General features: G+C 54.0%; 13 protein-coding genes, 1 tRNA gene and 2 pseudogenes. 3 read left to right on the plus strand and 13 right to left on the minus strand.

Annotated elements, in window-relative coordinates; all coding sequences use genetic code 11:
- Positions 1-343: 343 nt before the first annotated feature.
- Positions 344-1,375 (plus strand): annotated as a pseudogene (locus tag BQ9846_RS16315) (DDE-type integrase/transposase/recombinase).
- Here the strand turns inward: BQ9846_RS16315 and BQ9846_RS00185 are convergent.
- Positions 1,302-1,760 carry a helix-turn-helix domain-containing protein gene (locus tag BQ9846_RS00185; protein WP_144049356.1) on the minus strand — a complete coding sequence of 153 codons (459 nt, stop codon included), beginning with the start codon at positions 1,758-1,760 and terminating at the stop codon, positions 1,302-1,304. The pseudogene BQ9846_RS16315 and the gene BQ9846_RS00185 sit on opposite strands and share 74 nt — an antisense overlap.
- Before the next feature lie 108 nt (positions 1,761-1,868).
- Here BQ9846_RS00185 and tnpC point away from each other — a divergent pair.
- Positions 1,869-3,472: pseudogene (gene tnpC / locus BQ9846_RS00190) on the plus strand (IS66 family transposase).
- A 78-nt stretch (positions 3,473-3,550) separates the two neighbouring features.
- Here the strand turns inward: tnpC and BQ9846_RS17185 are convergent.
- From BQ9846_RS17185 to BQ9846_RS00210, 4 genes are all read right to left on the minus strand, one after another.
- Complete coding sequence (locus tag BQ9846_RS17185; protein ID WP_075878624.1) at positions 3,551-3,736, minus strand: helix-turn-helix transcriptional regulator; 186 nt, start codon at positions 3,734-3,736, stop codon at positions 3,551-3,553.
- A 474-nt stretch (positions 3,737-4,210) separates the two neighbouring features.
- Positions 4,211-4,287, minus strand: a tRNA-Arg gene (locus BQ9846_RS00200).
- Between the two features lie 74 nt (positions 4,288-4,361).
- Positions 4,362-5,309 (minus strand): AEC family transporter, encoded by a 948-nt coding sequence (locus BQ9846_RS00205; protein WP_075878625.1) that lies wholly within the window; start codon positions 5,307-5,309, stop codon positions 4,362-4,364.
- Positions 5,310-5,384: 75 nt separating this feature from the next.
- Positions 5,385-7,310 carry a sensor domain-containing diguanylate cyclase gene (locus tag BQ9846_RS00210; RefSeq protein ID WP_083651465.1) on the minus strand — a complete coding sequence of 642 codons (1,926 nt, stop codon included), beginning with the start codon at positions 7,308-7,310 and terminating at the stop codon, positions 5,385-5,387.
- Between the two features lie 481 nt (positions 7,311-7,791).
- On the opposite strand from BQ9846_RS00210, the gene BQ9846_RS00215 reads away from it, so the two are divergent.
- On the plus strand, positions 7,792-8,955 hold the full coding sequence (locus tag BQ9846_RS00215; RefSeq protein WP_083651434.1) for a DcaP family trimeric outer membrane transporter: 1,164 nt from the start codon (positions 7,792-7,794) through the stop codon (positions 8,953-8,955).
- 168 nt (positions 8,956-9,123) lie between these two features.
- Here BQ9846_RS00215 and BQ9846_RS00220 read toward each other — a convergent pair whose 3' ends face one another.
- The 8 genes from BQ9846_RS00220 to BQ9846_RS00255 all read right to left on the minus strand — a co-directional run bounded on the left by BQ9846_RS00220 (position 9,124) and on the right by BQ9846_RS00255 (position 16,560).
- The gene (locus BQ9846_RS00220; RefSeq protein WP_075878627.1) at positions 9,124-10,161 is read right to left on the minus strand and encodes a hypothetical protein; all 1,038 of its coding nucleotides are present in this window, start codon (positions 10,159-10,161) and stop codon (positions 9,124-9,126) included.
- A gap of 90 nt (positions 10,162-10,251) precedes the next feature.
- Positions 10,252-11,307 (minus strand): porin, encoded by a 1,056-nt coding sequence (locus tag BQ9846_RS00225; RefSeq protein ID WP_075878628.1) that lies wholly within the window; start codon positions 11,305-11,307, stop codon positions 10,252-10,254.
- A gap of 246 nt (positions 11,308-11,553) precedes the next feature.
- Entirely contained in the window at positions 11,554-12,282 is a 729-nt protein-coding gene (locus BQ9846_RS00230) for a ProQ/FINO family protein (protein WP_075878629.1), read from the minus strand.
- A 23-nt stretch (positions 12,283-12,305) separates the two neighbouring features.
- The gene (locus BQ9846_RS00235; protein ID WP_075878630.1) at positions 12,306-12,869 is read right to left on the minus strand and encodes a dihydrofolate reductase; all 564 of its coding nucleotides are present in this window, start codon (positions 12,867-12,869) and stop codon (positions 12,306-12,308) included.
- Positions 12,866-13,639: a thymidylate synthase gene (locus tag BQ9846_RS00240; RefSeq protein WP_083651466.1), complete on the minus strand. Its 774-nt coding sequence runs from the start codon at positions 13,637-13,639 to the stop codon at positions 12,866-12,868. The genes BQ9846_RS00235 and BQ9846_RS00240 overlap by 4 nt, the downstream gene beginning before the upstream one ends.
- A 138-nt stretch (positions 13,640-13,777) precedes the next feature.
- The gene (gene lgt / locus BQ9846_RS00245; RefSeq protein ID WP_075878632.1) at positions 13,778-14,578 is read right to left on the minus strand and encodes a prolipoprotein diacylglyceryl transferase; all 801 of its coding nucleotides are present in this window, start codon (positions 14,576-14,578) and stop codon (positions 13,778-13,780) included.
- 36 nt (positions 14,579-14,614) lie between these two features.
- Positions 14,615-15,412 (minus strand): sulfite exporter TauE/SafE family protein, encoded by a 798-nt coding sequence (locus BQ9846_RS00250; RefSeq protein WP_075878633.1) that lies wholly within the window; start codon positions 15,410-15,412, stop codon positions 14,615-14,617.
- Positions 15,412-16,560 carry a response regulator gene (locus tag BQ9846_RS00255; RefSeq protein WP_075878634.1) on the minus strand — a complete coding sequence of 383 codons (1,149 nt, stop codon included), beginning with the start codon at positions 16,558-16,560 and terminating at the stop codon, positions 15,412-15,414. The genes BQ9846_RS00250 and BQ9846_RS00255 overlap by 1 nt, the downstream gene beginning before the upstream one ends.
- Positions 16,561-16,575: the final 15 nt, after the last annotated feature.

The following is a 16,575-nucleotide window of genomic DNA, read 5'->3' on the forward strand; positions in this document are numbered from 1 at the left end:
AGATCAAGGCGGCCACAACGGTGGCCGGCGGATATGGCTACCCTGATGGCCGAGATCAATGCCAGAAAGTTATAAATAGCTGAGTTAAGATCACCATTGGAGCATTAGTCAGCAGATGCACACGCCATAAATACGGCTACTGAAGACCGAAGCTGGCAACCCGGGGCTGTAAAAATGCTCAATCGGCGTTCTCATGAATGAGGCGGGTTAAAGACTAACTAATTTATAAAAACATACAATACACCGCCTACCTGTGGGATTCCTGATGGTCACATGAACTATAGAAGTTATCCTCTATTGGCCGCTAGAGAGCTTCTACAGCAATGCATCCGGGAGCAGGCCTATGGACATCAAACTGCATAAGCAAGCAACCACGACACCCAAAATCTGTGCTGATATTCAAGCAGCACCTGCCGATATCAGTGATAGTGAATTGGCGCGCCAGTTTAACGTGACTGATTCGGCGATCCGGCGCTGGCGATACCGTGACGACGTTCATGACCGGCCGCACACGCGGCGTAATTTGCTCGCTACCCTAACGCCTGAGCAGGAAGAAATTGTGATCGCTGCTCGTGAACTCCTTCGCCTTGGCTTGGATGTTAATTGTGGCACGCGAGTTTTTGAATCCTCGTTTGTCACGTTCTGCACTGCACCGTATGCTCAAGCGGCGCGAGGTGCAGACACTGGCAGAACTCGCCCGACAAGATGCTGGTGATAACTGTAAGCCCCGGCACAAGCCATTTAAGGATTATGAACCGGGTTATATACACATCGATATCAAGCATCTCCCGCAGATGCCTGATGAACAGCAGAAACGCTACTGTACGTTGCCATTGATCGGGCCACTCGCTGGGTGTATTTAGAGGTCAGGAGCAGCTAATCTTCTAAGGACGCGCAAGCGTTCATAACGCGTATGGAAGAGAAGGTGCCCTTCAAGATCCAGACGGTGCTGACCGACAATGGTAAATCGTTCACGGACCGCTTCACGCGGGCGGGTGAACGACAACCGAGTGGTCGCCATCCCTTCGACCAAGTGTGCCAAAAGAAAGGCATTGAGCACCGTCTGATCAAACCTGGGCGACCTCAGACAAATGGCATGGTAGAGCGCTTCAACGGCCGTGTTAGCGACGTTCTCGCTACCCGTCGGTATGAATCAGGCGAGGATTTGGAGCAGACACTGAAGCGCTACAATTGGCTTTACAACCACCATATACCCCAGAAGGCGCTGCACCATCAGTCGCCGATCTCAGCGATGAAAGAATGGCAAATTAAGCGCCCCGAATTATTTAATAAACGGGTAATTATTCACGCGGGATCCGACACTGGTCCGGTGCCGGCAGGTCACGTTGTAGACGCTGCTTGTCGATGGTCTTGACGGTATGCCAGTGCAAGCCGACCAGGTCCGCGACATGCCGAATCGGCAGCAACGTGACCAGCCGCTCCACCCATTGGCGCAGCGTGGTGGAGACCGACGAGCGCCCGGGTAACCAGTCGATGCGCTCTCGCGTTGGGCCACAGGTCGGGCAACGCAGGCGTCGCACCGGGACGTCGAGCGCTATCCGATAGATCAGCAGCGGTGCTTCGCGGACGCGCCGGCGATGCACGTCATGCACTCGAAAACAGGCGCGGTCGCAGCCACTGCAGACGGGCGTGACCCGGTCATCGGGCTCCAGTTGGAGCCGCAGCGTCTTTGAATCCAGAAACTCGTGGTGGGTAACGGTGAACCCTTTCCAGAAGAGGCAGAGCGGGGTAGCATCCATAACAACGGCGGTGTCCGTAGGCTGACGTTTTGGCGAATATCAGCTTACCCGGATTTACCGCCGTTCCTCTATTCTGCCCTAGTCTCAAGCCCTCCCTGTTTCACGCTGATCTGCGATGAACCTGAAAAAAACACCATCGAAGATTCATCTCAACTGCCTGATCTCAGTGGCCTATCGGCCGCCGAGGTAGTAGATCTCGTGGCGGTGCTTCAGCCACAGGTGGCCGCTTAACAGTCGGCGTTACAACAGCGTAATCTCTATACTCAAATTGTTCGAATAGAAGCTGCGCTTGCAGCGCATTCAGTAGTTCGCCGCGCACAGTGAAAAGTCCGCGAATCAGGCCCACTTGTTCGATGAGACCGAGCTGGAAGCTGACATCGAGGCGCTACGCGATCAGTTGCCGGACGATGTCGAAGCGCAAGACGCGCCACGTCCCTCACGTCAGCGTCGCCAACGGGGCTTCTCCGACACGCTGGTCCGTAAGCGTATTGAGCTTACGCTCAGCGAAGAAGAAACCAAGAGCTTCTTCGTCAAGGTAAAAGAAGAGCTCCAGTTCATCCCCGCTCAGGTGAAAGTTCTCGAATACTGGCACGAAAAGCGGTGTTCCCGCTTGAGGGCAACGACCATCTCCTCGCTGCGGAGCGTCCGGTTCATCCGCTTGGCAAGTGCACTGCGTCAACGTCACTGCTAGCGTACGTGATCACGTCCAAGTACGCCGACGGTTTACCGCTGTACCGGTTGGAAGGCATGTTCAAGCGGTTAAGTCACGCCGTTAGTCGCACGCAGATGGCCCACTGGATCATCCGCTTGGATGACGTCTTCACGCCCATGATCACGCTGATGCGCGAGGTGCAAAACAGCAGTGCGTATCTGCAAGCCGATGAAACGCGGCTGCAAGTACTCAAGGAAGACGGCAAGACCGCTCAATCCGATAAATGGATGTGGGTCACCCGAGGCGGCCCGCCGGATCAACCGTCGGTGCTCTTTGCCTACGATCCGTACCGCAGCGGCAGCGTGCCGGTGCGCCTACTCGACGACTCCTCAGGGAACCTGCAAGCCGATGGCTACGCCGGTTACGGTCAGGTATGCCGTGCCAATGGCATTACCCGCATTGGCTGCTGGGACCATTCACGGCGTAAGTTCGTGGAAGAGTCTAAGGCGGCCAAGGTCAAAGCAAAAGGCAAGAACGCCACGCCGGCCAAGGCTGAGGTAGGGCTTAGCCATATCAACAAACTCTACGCTATCGAACGGCAGATCAAGGAGCTTAGCGAAGGGGAACGCTACCGTGTCCGCCAGGGAGCTGGGCCTTCCGCGCCTTGAGGCCTTCAAGGCCTGGCTAGAGGCCAATGTCACCCGCGTGATGAAAGGCAGCCTGACGCGTCAAGCGATGGAATATACGCTGAACCAATGGAACTTCCTCGTTGGCTATTGTGCGCGGGGATCTGCGCATCAGTAACAGTCTGGCAGAAAACACTATCCGCCCGTTCGCAGTTGGCCGAAGAGCCTGGCTGTTCGCGGATACCTCCCGCGGAGGGCACGCTAGTGCCACCTGCTACTCGCTCATCGAAACAGCCAAAGCCAATGGCTTGGAGCCTGCTGCCTATATCCACCACGTGCTAGAGCGCATCGCTACCGCTGATACGCTGGAGGCACTGCTGCCCTGGAACGCGAGATTAGCTTCCGTCGCAAAAAAAAAGACAAAACACGGCTAGGTCAGGTGTGTCGATTTAGGGGCGCTCACAAAAAAGAAAAGCGCTGGCACTTTTGCCAGCGCTTTGTTGTCTGGCTGATTAATGCTTAGCCTTCTCCCATAAAATCAATGTTTGTAACGACCATCGTACCGCCCGGGGCCCTAAACGAACGGGCGGAGGCACACGGCCGAGGCTACGCCAACGCCACAAAGTAGAACGTGAAATATTATAACGCTTACAAACTTCGAGATCGCATAGATATCGATCTTCATGCAGATTATTCATAATGCACTCCTTTAAAAACAATCATAATTTTTGTGAAGCACAAGTAGAATAAATAATCCTCAAAAAAATGACGTGAATAACCGGCTCAAAAAACGGTGCTAATCAGAAATCCTCTAAAAATATACTAAAGTCTAAGCCAAAGCCCCTGGCTATAAAATCGGATATCTGTGAATACGTGTTTAGTATACCGGACGTTTGTTCGACCTAGCTTCCACAGACGGACGTGCGCTACTGACGCATCCGGCTTCCACAATCATCAGTTTCGCCGAAGGATTCACATAAATACACGATTCATGGCACCAGAAGTGATTGCCCAACTTTTACCAATAAGCTAATAAACCACAGCTATCTGGGTGCTGATACGCATTAAATAACCATCTTCAATGCTTGCAAATCTAGGGGAACCACTAGGGGAACCGAAGGCAAAAGAGGCATTACTTAAGAAGTAGAGTAACAATAAATCATTGATTTTATTGGCGTCCCTGGCAGGAGTCGAACCTGCGACCTGCCGCTTAGGAGGCGGCTGCTCTATCCTACTGAGCTACAGGGACGTGGCGGGGCGCACAGTATAACGTTTGGCCGCTAAGGCGCCAACCGCCCCACTGAGACGGAGAGCGCTTTGTGGCTAAATCCACCCGAGGCCGCGTAGTAAAAAAATCCCCAGTGTCACCGTCACGCTGGCCATGAGTGTCGTCATGGCGATGATATTCGCCGCCAAGGCCGTATTTCCGCCCAGGGCTTTTACCATCACAAAACTGGCAGCGGCGGTGGGGCTGGCAAAAAACAGAAACAGCAAGCCAAGCTCTTGGCCCGAAAAGCCTACAAGCCAAGCGGCTAACGTCGCCAATATGGGTAACACGACCATTTTCAATAGGCTTGCCCCAAGCGCCGCTTGGCTCTCTTCTCTTAATGAAGAGACCGAAAGTGTCGCGCCGATGCAAATCAGCGCCAGCGGTAGCGTTAGGGAAGCAAAATAGTCGCCTGTGGTCAGTAGCCAGCTTGGCAGCGGTAACGTAAGCGCCGCAAACGGTGCCGCCGCAACGACGGCGATAATCAGCGGATTAGTAAGAATACTCCGCAGCAGACTATGCCAATCGGTGGTTCGGCCAGGTTGAAACATGGCCAGCGCGATGACCGAAAGTACGTTGTAAGTCAAAATCACCACGCCGAGTAACACCCCACCGGCGGATAACCCGTAACTGCCATACATCGCGGCGGCAAGCGCCAAGCCCACAATGCCGCAATTTCCGCGAAAAGCCCCTTGTATATACACACCGCGATCCGCGTATGGCACCCGGTAGTGCGCCCATATCCAGCTGAGTAAAAACTGCACCAGCGTGGCAAGAGCAAAAAAGAGCAATAGCGGTGGATTGAGCGCAACGCTCAGGTCGGCTTGCACGAGACTCATAAAGATCAGCGTGGGTAGTGTCGCCTTGAACACCAACGCCGATGCGGTAGAGATAAAGGCGGTATCAATCCAACCCAGCCGCTTGAGCCCCAGGCCCACAAACACCATCGCAAACACCGGTAAAGTGACATCAAGTGTTCGCGCAAAAAGCGCTAACAAGTCCACAACCGCCTCTCCTTACAGCGAACATTTTATAGCGAACATTGCCAGCCGGGGTCACACTGGTAACAGAGGAAGCACTCAGTCAAACAAGGTATCCGTCAGGGGTTTGCCAGGCACGCTGACGACCATCGCGTTGCGCCCTTGGGCTTTAGCATCGTAGCTTGCAGCATCAGCACGCTTTACCGCCTCACTCACACTATGGTCGTCCTCATCAAAAGCGGTAACGCCGATACTCAGCGTGACGCGATACTCTTTACCCTCGTGCGTCACCGATATATCGGCGACAGCCTGACGCAGCGACTCGGCGATCTTCTGTGCTTGGCCTAACGTACAGCTGGGTAGCAGCACGCCGAACTCGTCGCCCCCCTGCCGGGCGACGTGATCGCTGCGACGAACTTCCCACGCCACCACTTGAGCGATACGGCGTAGCATTTCATCGCCTAAAGCGTGGCCGCCTTCGTCGTTGATCGGTTTGAAGTGGTCTAAATCGAAAAGTAAAAGCGCTGATGGCGTACTGGTCTTTTGGAACTCAGCGAAGGCTTCATCCAAACGGCGCTCAAAGCCACGACGGTTTAAAAGCCCCGTCAGCGGGTCATGCTCGGCCTCCCAGCGCTGCAAGGCTTCCTGCTCGCGACGCTCGGTGATGTCTTTCACCATCCCCACCATCCCAAGCGAAAGGCCGGCTTGCGACACCATCACCGCTCGCGCATGCACCTCAAGCCACAGCGTTTCTTCCTTGGTATCTGGATGTTCAGGGTCACGGCGAATAAAGCGCAGCTGGCGGACAAACTCGCTGCGGGTTTTCAAGCTATGACGCCACATGTCCATAGCACCCTCGCGGTCGTCAGGATGCACTTGCTTGAGCCACTGTGACATCGGCACGGTCGCGGAAATACCCAGCAGATCAAGTAGCGCTGGGTTCATGTAGGTAATTTCACCGTCAAAATTGGCCACGAACATCCCTTGCGGCGTGGCTTGCAGAATGGAGTTTAAAAACGCCTCACGCTCTTGCAGGCTGTTCAGCAGTGCTTGGCGCTCGTCTTCCACGCGGTTAAACGTTGACGCGACTTGCTTGAGCTCCGCCATGTTGGTCGCGAGCGACACCCGCTGGCGACGGCCAAGACCCACCTCACCAATTTGCGCTTCCAACTGGCGCAGCGGACGAAGCAAGCGGCCCAGTAACCACCATAGCAGTGGCAGCATCAAGACAGCCAACAGCGCCCAGAGCCACCAAAGTTTGGTGATGTAGTCTGAAAGGGGCAGGTGTGCTTCTTCGTGGGTTAAAAATCGCCCGACGACCCAACCGGCGGGCCAAACTTGACCATAGGCTTGCATACCGGTTTGCCCATTCATTAAAGGGCCAACGGCACTCCCCTGCCAGCCATACAGCGCCTCATTCAACCACCGGTTTTCACTGCGCGGGGGTGCCTCTGTCATGATGCGCTCACGCTCAGGGTGATAAAGCACTTTGCCCGATGCGGTAAAAATCACCGCGTAGCTCCCTTCGCTTTGCTGCATGCGAGAGAGGCGTGAAAACAAGCCGCTGGTCCTCAGGCTCACTATGCCGCCGATCATCCCGGCGAACTCCCCTTGCGCATCGAACCTGGGCACACTGACGAGCACCATCGGGTATTGGCTGACCCGGCCTATAAACGGCTCGCTCACATAGGGACTCTGGGTGCCTTTTAGCATACGGAAATACTCCGTATGCGCAGTATCCAGCCCTTGCCGTTCGTTCACCACCGGCCAATCGGCCCGTACCCGCCCGTTTTCATCAATGATGACCACCCCTTCGAACCACTCCAGTAAGGCGTCATTACGGCGTAGTGTGTTTTGCAGCCACGCTTGTTGCTCTCGGCCTGCGACAAACGCCGAGATACGCTCTAACGCGCTGATACGCGAGCTCATTTGCTGTGTGATTTCATCAGCGAGCATATTGGCTTGGTAATCAAGGTGCGACAAACTGGTGCGCTGCACCATCGACTGCCCCAGGTGCCAGGCCATGCCCAAAACAAGCGCAACGACTAGCACCCAAATGAGCGCTAGCCCAAAAACTAGGCGCCCCCGTAGCGTGTGTAGAAAGCGTAGTGGACTCCGTTGGGGTGGTTGAGCCAAGCGATATCCTTCTTACAACTCAAGTTAAACAAACTGATAAATAGGTACAGTTAACGCATCAATAAACGCTTACGACTATGCCATAATCACCGCGCCAAAACCTCCCCTTTCCCTTGACGCGGCTCATGCTTGATGTCGGTCAAAAGGGCATAGAAAGGATAGGCGCGCCATATCTTCACACCTTACAAAGAAGTTCCTCGTTCTTTGGTCGTAATACATCTGTTATGTGATTGTCACTTACCTGCTGCCTGGTTATGTTAGGCACAGATAGCAAACAGTGTTCACACGCTCAGGGCTATCTGACTGATGCTTGACCACTACAACAACAACCCGCTGGCTGACAGCGGTCATCTATCGAAAGGAATAGCACGTGACAATTCAAAAAACCTTCAAGAAAGCTTCACTTTTCTCGGCAAGCGCCCTTGCCCTCGCCGTGGCCTCTAGCTCACACGCCGTAGATTTTGAAGTGGGGAACACCACCGCTAGCGTTTATGGCTACGCCAAGTTAGATATGATTTATGACGTTGATGCAGACTTAGGGTCTGCTGTTACCCGCTCTAGCATTCGCTTGGATGGGGAAAATGGGTCTGACGGACATGCGGATTTTCTAGCTTATCAAAGCCGTATAGGCTTCAAGACCTCCACTCCCTTGAAGGGCAGCACTCTTAATACCACCATCGAAGGGGATTTTTACGGCGCGGGCGGTGGTGAGTTTCGTCTACGTCACGCCTTTGGTGAATGGAATGGCATTCTTGCCGGCCAGACTTGGACTAACTTCGGTGGGTTCCTGGGCATGACTCCTGCTATCGACTTCAACAGTCAACCAGGTCAGGCTAATATCAGTCGCCAGTCCCAGTTACGCTACACTACAAATGGTTTCTCAGTAGCATTGGAAGACCCCGGTACTATTGGAACCAACCTAGACATTAGTAATAGAACAACTGATGAAGATACCGTCAAAAGCAGCTTACCCGACTTAACATTGCGCTATCAAGCCAGCGCAGGCAATGTGAAATACGCTGCTTCTACGGTCATGCGTCAACTCGAATATTACAACGCCGCAAGAGACAGCGACGAAAGCACTTTTGGTTGGGGGATTAACCTAGAAGCCAGCGCTGAAGTCGCTGAAGGGATTACCCTCCGTGGTGCTGTTACCCATGGCGATGGTTTGGGTGGTTACCTGTGGCTACCTCCTACTACTCAAGCTGGCTACATTGATAATAGCGGCGATGCAGAAGGAATCGAAGGCTCCGGTGGTACTATCGGCATTAGTATGGCGGCAGGTTCCGGCAACATCAATTTAGCATATGGCATTTCCACAGTTGACCTGGATGATGTCGTAGATGAAGGTAGTTCTACTGCTATTACTGCTAACTCTAATGATAAGTACGAAGGCATTCACCTCAATTATATCTGGTCGCCTGCTGATCGCATTAGCTACGGTATTGAAGCTGGTTACCATACTCGCGAAACTCATGCTGGTGACGATGGAGACGCAATCCGCATCCAAGGCATGGCGATGTACAGCTTCTAAACAAAGCTAATCAAGCGAGTAGTTTGACTTAACAGTACAACGAATTCGATCTTTGAGCCCCGGCCAGCCGCCGGGGCTTTTTCGCTCATCCTCTCTTTCGATAAGCTTAGTATGGTTAGATTAAGATCGTGCTTAGCTGAGATAACATGCTTTCACGTTATTAGGCTGTTAATCCAAGCGCTCAACGTTTAATGCATAATTTTGCATGCCGTCATGAGCAGAGCCGTAGCGGTGACCATTGACCCAGACAGTGTATCGACCCGGAGGAAGATCAACGGTCATATCAATATCACCGGCAAAGCGTTCGCCTTCTTCCCGCGCCACCACGCCGTTTTGCGCATCCATTAGGAGGGCTTCCACTTTATAGTTTTTTTCCACACCAACGAGTGAGGTGGTATAAATGCGCACGCGCCCCGGCTCTTGCAGGATGAATTCAAGCGCTTCGCCCTCGTAGCTCACATCCACATCCGCAACAACGCGCGAGAAGGTTTCCGCAGGTGAAGACTTAGTGCTATCACTGGTACCTTTCGCGTCGCTTGTGCCTTGCGTCGAGGGAGCTAGTGCAACTTTCTGCTCGGTGTCTGATGAATTAATGGCTTTTTCGTTATTCATGTTCTCGCTGTCTAATCTTGTCTCAGCTTCACCTCTTTTACCGCTGCCTGTTAGCGTGGACACACCTTGCGTGAAAGCGGAGGACAAGCGGCCAACCGCCTCTTCCAAACCACTTCCCGCTCTTCCCAATACGGGGGGCGTTGACGTTTTTTGCGCCAAGCCCTCACCCGACACTGTTACCACAAAGCGATTTCCTTTGCGCGCCGTATCGGTATGCTCTGAGGCCTGGACAACCAACTCATATTGCCCTGGTTCAAGCTCAACACGTTCCGACCAAGGTTCGGCATTGACATAGTGCTTATCGCTTAATAACGCCTCGCCTTTGGCATTACGAAGCGTCGCCTCAAACCAATAGCGCGCCTCAAAGGCAGCCAGGGTTTCCGCGCCTAAAGTGTAGCGCCCACTCTCTTCCACTTCAAAACGATGGATATGTTGGCCGCCAAAATTAAATGCTTGGCTGCGTTGATCACTGCGAGACTGTAGTGTGGAGGTTAAGTCTATACGCTGATCCAGCGCTGGAGCTTTTTCATCCTGTGCCTGGGCCACGCTCAATATACCTACCAGAGGCAACCCTATCAGGTGTTTATAACGCATCCCATTACTCCCATTTAAAACCAAAAAAAGCCAGCCCCGAGGGGCTGGCTGGCTTGTGATACGGGGCTCTAAGAGCAGTCTAGCAGAAGCTTAGAATGCGTACAGCAGGCCGGTACCGACGAAATCGCCCGCATCATTTTCTCGGTCTTTCATCAAACCTTCTACGAAGAAGGTGACAGAAGAACTGAGCGAGTAGTCGATACCCATCAGGATTTCGGTATAGCTGTCATCACCGGCAGCGGTATCCACATCAACGTTTTGTACTGCAGTGTAGACATTACCCATGCCATAAGCATAGTTGCCTTTTACGCCATAAAGATTTTGGTCTGTATCGCCATCATCACTGTTGTGGATATCAACCTTGCCAGACAAAGTAAACTCAGGAGTCAATGCGTAGGCAGCACTTACACCATAAAGCTCGCCCTCTTGGCCAGAGGCATCAGTACCCTGATCATCAAACGCGGCAGCCAGTGTCAAGGGTCCCATAGTATACTTGGTACCTAACACGAAGGAGGCCTGATCGCTGCCGTCCGGATCGCCCGGAGTAAAATTCTCAGTAAAACCAATCACTTCTCCGGTTTCGTCGTCAAAGATGGGTTCTTCGTCCAGTCGACCAACTTCCTCGCCATCACCTTTGAGATTCGTGGCGATCATGAACTGGAAGCCGTTGAAAGAGGGAGAGGCGTAACGAATCTGATCAGTCTCACCGCTATCACTAGTTTCGCTCGGCCCAAAAACCCAAGCACCATCGATGGAATCATGGATCAAGTCATCATAAATACTGTCGTAAGAACCAACGCGAACATCGCCGAAGTTACCTTTAAGGCCGGCATACGCCTGATCACCAGAATCGCCTGCATCGTCGTAATTCTTCATCTCATCGGCGGCGAAGTCGTCCATTTCTAATTTTAGATAGGCCACCAAATCACTAGAGATCTGGTGCTGGGCGGCAATACCTAAGGTTGTGCCGTTATCGCCCAGCTGCTCTGTGCTTTCGCCATCGCTTCCGGTGATGCTGCCATAAACCATCTGAATATTACCGTACAGATCAACCTGGGTACCGTCTTGGTTGTAAACGGTCGCTGCTTGGGCGCCAGAGGCGAAGGCCGCACCGGCGATAGCAGTTGCTAAGAGTGTCTTTTTCATGAGTAGGTTCCTTAACTAGCTTACTGTTTCGATCGTTTTTCAGGCTTTCGCCTGCTTTTTTGGCTTGGTGGCATGCTTTTTTTAGTACCTCTTTGCCGAGGAGGGCATGTCCTACGCAAACCTTGTTATAGTCCAATGCTCGCAGGTAGAACTCTATACCGGGATTTCGAGGAACGCAATAGAAAAAAACACTGTTTTTTAATTATTCACGCCTTTTTAATGGAACCCCCACCTTGAAGGCATGTCTTAGGGGCGCTGAAACTTGGCCTGCAGGCTTGCCAGCTTCTCTTCCAGGGTGAGTTCTCTCTTCCCAGCTTGCTGATCTTTCTCTTGCTTTTCCACTCTTTGCGATTTCTGACGCTTTTTCTGCGCATGTTCTGGGCGCTTGTTTTTACTGGGTGTTTTTTCTGCGCCCAGCGCCGCCTGTGAGCTCTTTTGAGGTGCTTTTTTATCGGCCGGCTCGCTTAACTTGCGCTTTTCAGCAGCAAATTGCGCCGCCTGCTGATCGACCACGCCAGAAGGGTTGCCCGCCAAATCCACGCGTGTCGCCCCTTCGCGCATCGCTTTGACATAGCGAGGCAAGTTGACGTAGTTGGCAAGGGCGCGGCGAATCAGTTTATTCGACCACGGCTCGCGCTCGGCAAGATCTTGGTGAATGCCGACTTTCAGCGGCTTGGTGTGGCCTTTGAAAAAAGCGTCTGGATAGCGTTCGTACCACTGGTTCAATAACGCATGGGGAGAGGGCGGTTTTGGTGCCTCCGCTGCTGGCGGCTCGGATGAAGCATCGGGCTCAGGTGGCATCGTTTGGAGTGGAGGCAGCGCTTCTTCGCGATTACTCTGCTCTTCACGGCCCCCCTGCTCCCCGAGTTTTTGTCTTAGCCGCTGGTTCTCCTCTCTCAACACGTTAATTTCATGCTGAGCGTGCTCTAGGCGGGCTTCTAAGTCATCCAGTAACTGCATCACGTGGGCTGCCATGCGTAAGCTCCTCTTTTATGGCGTCAAGCACGCACTCTGCGCTCATAGACGACAAAATCGTAATCGGGTTGCCCCTCTTTGGGCTTACCCGCTACGCGCTGTACCTCTTGCCACTCGTTTACATCAATCTCAGGAAACAGGGCATCGCCCGCCACTTCAACATCAACCTCGGTAATATACAGCCGCTGCGCCTGGGGTAACGCTTGCGCGTAGATCTCGCCGCCGCCCATCACCATAATCTCTTCCGCTGCCTCGATGGTGGCCTGCTGATCCGCGAGCGCTAACGCATCTTCTAAGCGATGGCACACGCGAACCCCTTCCTTTTCCCAGCGGGTATCACGAGTAATCACGATATTCAGCCGATTGGGGAGCGGCTTACCGATGGACTCAAACGTTTTGCGCCCCATCACCAACGGCTTGGCTTGGGTCATACGTTTAAAAAACTGTAAATCTTCCGGCAGGTACCACGGCAGCTTGCCTTCTACGCCGATCACTCGATTTTTGGCCATCGCCGCGATCATAGCGACCGGCACCAGGGGCTCGGCCACAATGGAGTGGGTCGTTGGGGAAGAGGTTTGTGAGGTCATACCGCCACCTGTGCTTTGATATGCGGATGCGCGTCGTAATTTTCGATGCGAATGTCGTCAAACTGAAAGGCAAATAGATCCGTCACGTCGGGCGCAAGCACTAATCGGGGAGGTGTTTTTGGGCGGCGCGTCAGCTGCTCACGGGCTTGTTCAAGGTGGTTGCTATAAAGGTGGGCATCGCCGAGCGTGTGAACAAACTCTCCCACTTTCAGGCCGGTGACTTGCGCCACCATACTGAGAAGCAGCGCGTAGCTGGCGATATTAAACGGCACGCCGAGGAAAATATCCGCGCTGCGCTGATAGAGCTGACAGGAGAGTCTTCCATTGGCGACATAGAATTGAAACAGACAGTGGCACGGCGGTAGCTGCATGTCATCGACCTGGGCGGGGTTCCACGCGGAGACAATCAGCCGCCGCGACTGCGGATGAGTGCGAATCTGCTCGACCACCTGCTGGATTTGATCGACACTTCCGCCTTCCGGTCGCGGCCAGCTACGCCACTGGTAACCATAAACCGGGCCAAGATCGCCATTTTCATCCGCCCATTCGTCCCAGATCCGCACGCCGTGCTCTTTCAAATAGGCGATGTTGGTATCACCGCGCAGAAACCACAACAGCTCATGAATGATCGAACGTAGATGCAGCTTTTTAGTCGTCAACAGCGGAAAGCCGCGCTCCAAATCAAAACGCATTTGATGGCCAAACACTGAGCGCGTCCCTACACCGGTACGATCACCACGATCGACCCCGTGATCCAACACGTGCTGCATTAGGTCAAGATAAGGTTGCTCAAGCGCTTGCTGAGCTGATCCATTTTTCAAGGGCTGTTTCAAAGGCTCTCTCGGCGTCACGGCTTATCCATTCGCGGGTGAAGTTTGTCAGATACTAGCAAACTTGGCTTTTATACATCAGCGTTTGTCTGTTGTTTTCACATCCACCGGCTGTTTTTGCGACCAAGCAATCAGCAGCACGCCAAATAGCATCATGGGCAACGTAAGAAGCATCCCCATGGTGACCCAACCAAAGGCGATATAGCCGATATGGGCATCGGGCAGGCGAACAAACTCCACTATGAAGCGGAAGGCGCCATACCCAAGCAAGAACACACCGGAGACAAAGCCGCGCTTTTGCGGTTTGGCCGAGATCCACCATAAGAGCACAAACAGTACCGCTCCTTCGAGAAGCGCTTCATACAGCGCCGAGGGGTGACGTGGCTCTGGCCCCATCCCCGGAAATGGCATGCCCCAGGGTAGCGAGGTCACGCGGCCGGGCAGTTCGTGGTTAATGAAGTTGCCAATGCGCCCGGCGCCTAAGCCAATCGGTGCCAACGGCGCGACAAAATCGGCCATGGTGAAGAAAGCGAGAATTTTCTTGCGCGCAAATAGCCACGTCGCCAAGATGACGCCAAGCAAACCACCGTGAAAGCTCATGCCGCCATCCCACACGCGGAAAATCCACAGCGGATCCGCGGCGAACTGCTCTAAGCCGTAAAACAGCGCGTAGCCAACTCGTCCACCGGCAACAACACCGATAGCGGCATAGAAAAGGTAATCGCCAATATCATCGCGCGTCAGCCCAATGCGTTCGGCGCGCTTACATCCTAACCACCAGGCGGCGACAAACCCCACCACGTACATTAAGCCGTACCAGTGCACCTGAAAGGGGCCGAGGGAAACGGCAACGGGATCGATCTCGGGATAAGACAGCATACAAACGCCCAAAAGAGTAAGGTGGGTAAGTGGTCGCTAGCCCAACACAAAGCGTAAACCGACGAGGGTTAACAGCGCAGCAAAGGCGTAGCGCACTATATGCCCCGGTAGCGCATGCGCCAGCTTAACGCCAACGCGGGCAAAGGGCACGCTCGCCAGTACAATGCCCAAAAATGCCGGCCACATCACAAACCCGGTTGCCGTCGAGGGCACTAGCGGATGGCTCCACCCAACGATAATAAACGTGACGGCGCCGAAGAGAGCAATGGGCAAACCGCAGGCGGCTGATGTCCCCACGGCTTGGGTCATGGTAGCGCCACAGCGCAAAAACCACGGTACGGAAAGCGTCCCGCCACCGATACCGAACAGCGCGGAAATAGCGCCAATCACGGCACCGGCGAACGTCATCAGAGGTTTACCCGGCGCGATAGTGCCTGGTTTGGGGGCAAGGCCCAGCGCCATTTTGACGGCCACTAACAGAACAAACACCCCAAAAAGCGTTCCCAGCAGCGTACCTGATAGGGTATCAGCGACGAAGACACCAGCGACGGCCCCCAACATCAACCCTGGCAGGAGCGCGATAAACCATGGCTTATGAATGCTGCCCTTTTGCAAGTGGCCAAACGTAGAGGAAGCACCGGTGACCACAATGGTGGCAAGCGAGGTGCCAATGGCTAAATGCATGAGCACTTCAGGGGCAACGCCTTGCAGCTCGAACGCGAATGCGAGCACAGGGACAATGATTAGCCCGCCGCCCACGCCAAAAAGGCCCGCCATGGTGCCCGCCACTGCCCCAAGCGCCAGATAACCCAACAACGTGATTAACACTGCCATTATGAAGAAACCTCTTGCACATCATCCGGAAACCAAGCAGCGACTTTATTCATGAGGCTTTCGGGCTGATAGGGCTTGGTGATCAAGTCGTTCATCCCCGCCTGTAAGCAGCGCTCGCGACCGGCGTTATCCGCATTCGCCGTCAATGCAACGAGAATAGCGCCGGGTATGCCGTGGTTTTTTTCATACGCACGCCAGCGGCGGCTCGTTTCCAGCCCATCCATCTCGGGCATAAAAATATCCATAAATACTAAATCAAAAGCACTGGCTTGCTGAAGCGCGAGCGCCTCTTCGCCACTGCTGGCGGTCTCTACCTCCAGCCCATGTTTTTCCAACACTTGCTGAGCGAGCATTAAATTGACGGGGCCATCATCGACCACCAGCACCCGACGCTGCCGAACAGCTGCCGCCTGTGGCGATGCATGGCTTGGGGTATCGTCGACCATGTTGGCAAGCAATGCCCGAATATCGGCCAAACGCTCGCGCAGTTCGATAAGGTCAGGCTGGCGATCCTCGGTCGAGGGGCCGGCGTCTAAATCTCCCAAGTACTCAAATAGCGCATTGGTTTCGCGCTGAAGCAGATGTAAGTAACTGGATTTTAACCGTGACTCTTCCCGCGCACGATCACGCCCCTGCAGCAATTGTTCGAGCTGCTGCTGTTGACGCGTTAAATCATCGCGTAGGGCTTGTTCCGCAGGAGTCGCCGGCTCCCCTTGAGGCCCCCTTTGGGTACGCTGTTCAAGCTGTGCCAGTTGCGCGCTAACCCGCTGAATACGGACAGAAGGGCGATACAGCGTTATCTCTTGGGCCTCCCCCTCTGTCACCCTGGCATGCCCACTAGGTTCGCACAGCGTAGAAACATATCCTTCCAATTCGCTTAGCACCTGCTCAAACTCAGCTTCAATGCGCCTTGCGCGGGCACGCAACAAGATAATGAACGCGCCGGCGTTGAGGCTACTGCCGAGCAACAGCGCGGCCATCATCGCCACGACCGTGCCCCAAGAGGCTTCCTCAGGGTTCAGCCCCCATACGACGAGACCCACGATCAAGCAGAGCCCCACCAACGCGAGCTGCGCCAGCAGCCATGGCCATAAAATTGGCCACATAATAGCGTTCCAGAAGTGCTCCTGACGGTGATAACCTTGCATGGTAATGCCTTCCCG

The sequence above is a fragment of the Vreelandella massiliensis genome, assembly GCF_900155385.1.
Lineage (GTDB): Bacteria > Pseudomonadota > Gammaproteobacteria > Pseudomonadales > Halomonadaceae > Vreelandella > Vreelandella massiliensis.

What these genes read in the sequence shown, in the direction of transcription:
- BQ9846_RS00185 (WP_144049356.1), bottom strand. Translation starts at nt 1,760, where the DNA reads ATGGATGCTACCCCGCTCTGCCTCTTCTGGAAAGGGTTCACCGTTACC.
- BQ9846_RS17185 (WP_075878624.1), bottom strand. Translation starts at nt 3,736, where the DNA reads ATGAATAATCTGCATGAAGATCGATATCTATGCGATCTCGAAGTTTGT.
- BQ9846_RS00210 (WP_083651465.1), bottom strand. Translation starts at nt 7,310, where the DNA reads ATGGCCTGGCACCTGGGGCAGTCGATGGTGCAGCGCACCAGTTTGTCG.
- BQ9846_RS00220 (WP_075878627.1), bottom strand. Translation starts at nt 10,161, where the DNA reads ATGCGTTATAAACACCTGATAGGGTTGCCTCTGGTAGGTATATTGAGC.
- BQ9846_RS00225 (WP_075878628.1), bottom strand. Translation starts at nt 11,307, where the DNA reads ATGAAAAAGACACTCTTAGCAACTGCTATCGCCGGTGCGGCCTTCGCC.
- BQ9846_RS00230 (WP_075878629.1), bottom strand. Translation starts at nt 12,282, where the DNA reads ATGGCAGCCCACGTGATGCAGTTACTGGATGACTTAGAAGCCCGCCTA.
- BQ9846_RS00235 (WP_075878630.1), bottom strand. Translation starts at nt 12,869, where the DNA reads ATGACCTCACAAACCTCTTCCCCAACGACCCACTCCATTGTGGCCGAG.
- BQ9846_RS00240 (WP_083651466.1), bottom strand. Translation starts at nt 13,639, where the DNA reads ATGCAGCACGTGTTGGATCACGGGGTCGATCGTGGTGATCGTACCGGT.
- lgt (WP_075878632.1), bottom strand. Translation starts at nt 14,578, where the DNA reads ATGCTGTCTTATCCCGAGATCGATCCCGTTGCCGTTTCCCTCGGCCCC.
- BQ9846_RS00250 (WP_075878633.1), bottom strand. Translation starts at nt 15,412, where the DNA reads ATGGCAGTGTTAATCACGTTGTTGGGTTATCTGGCGCTTGGGGCAGTG.
- BQ9846_RS00255 (WP_075878634.1), bottom strand. Translation starts at nt 16,560, where the DNA reads ATGCAAGGTTATCACCGTCAGGAGCACTTCTGGAACGCTATTATGTGG.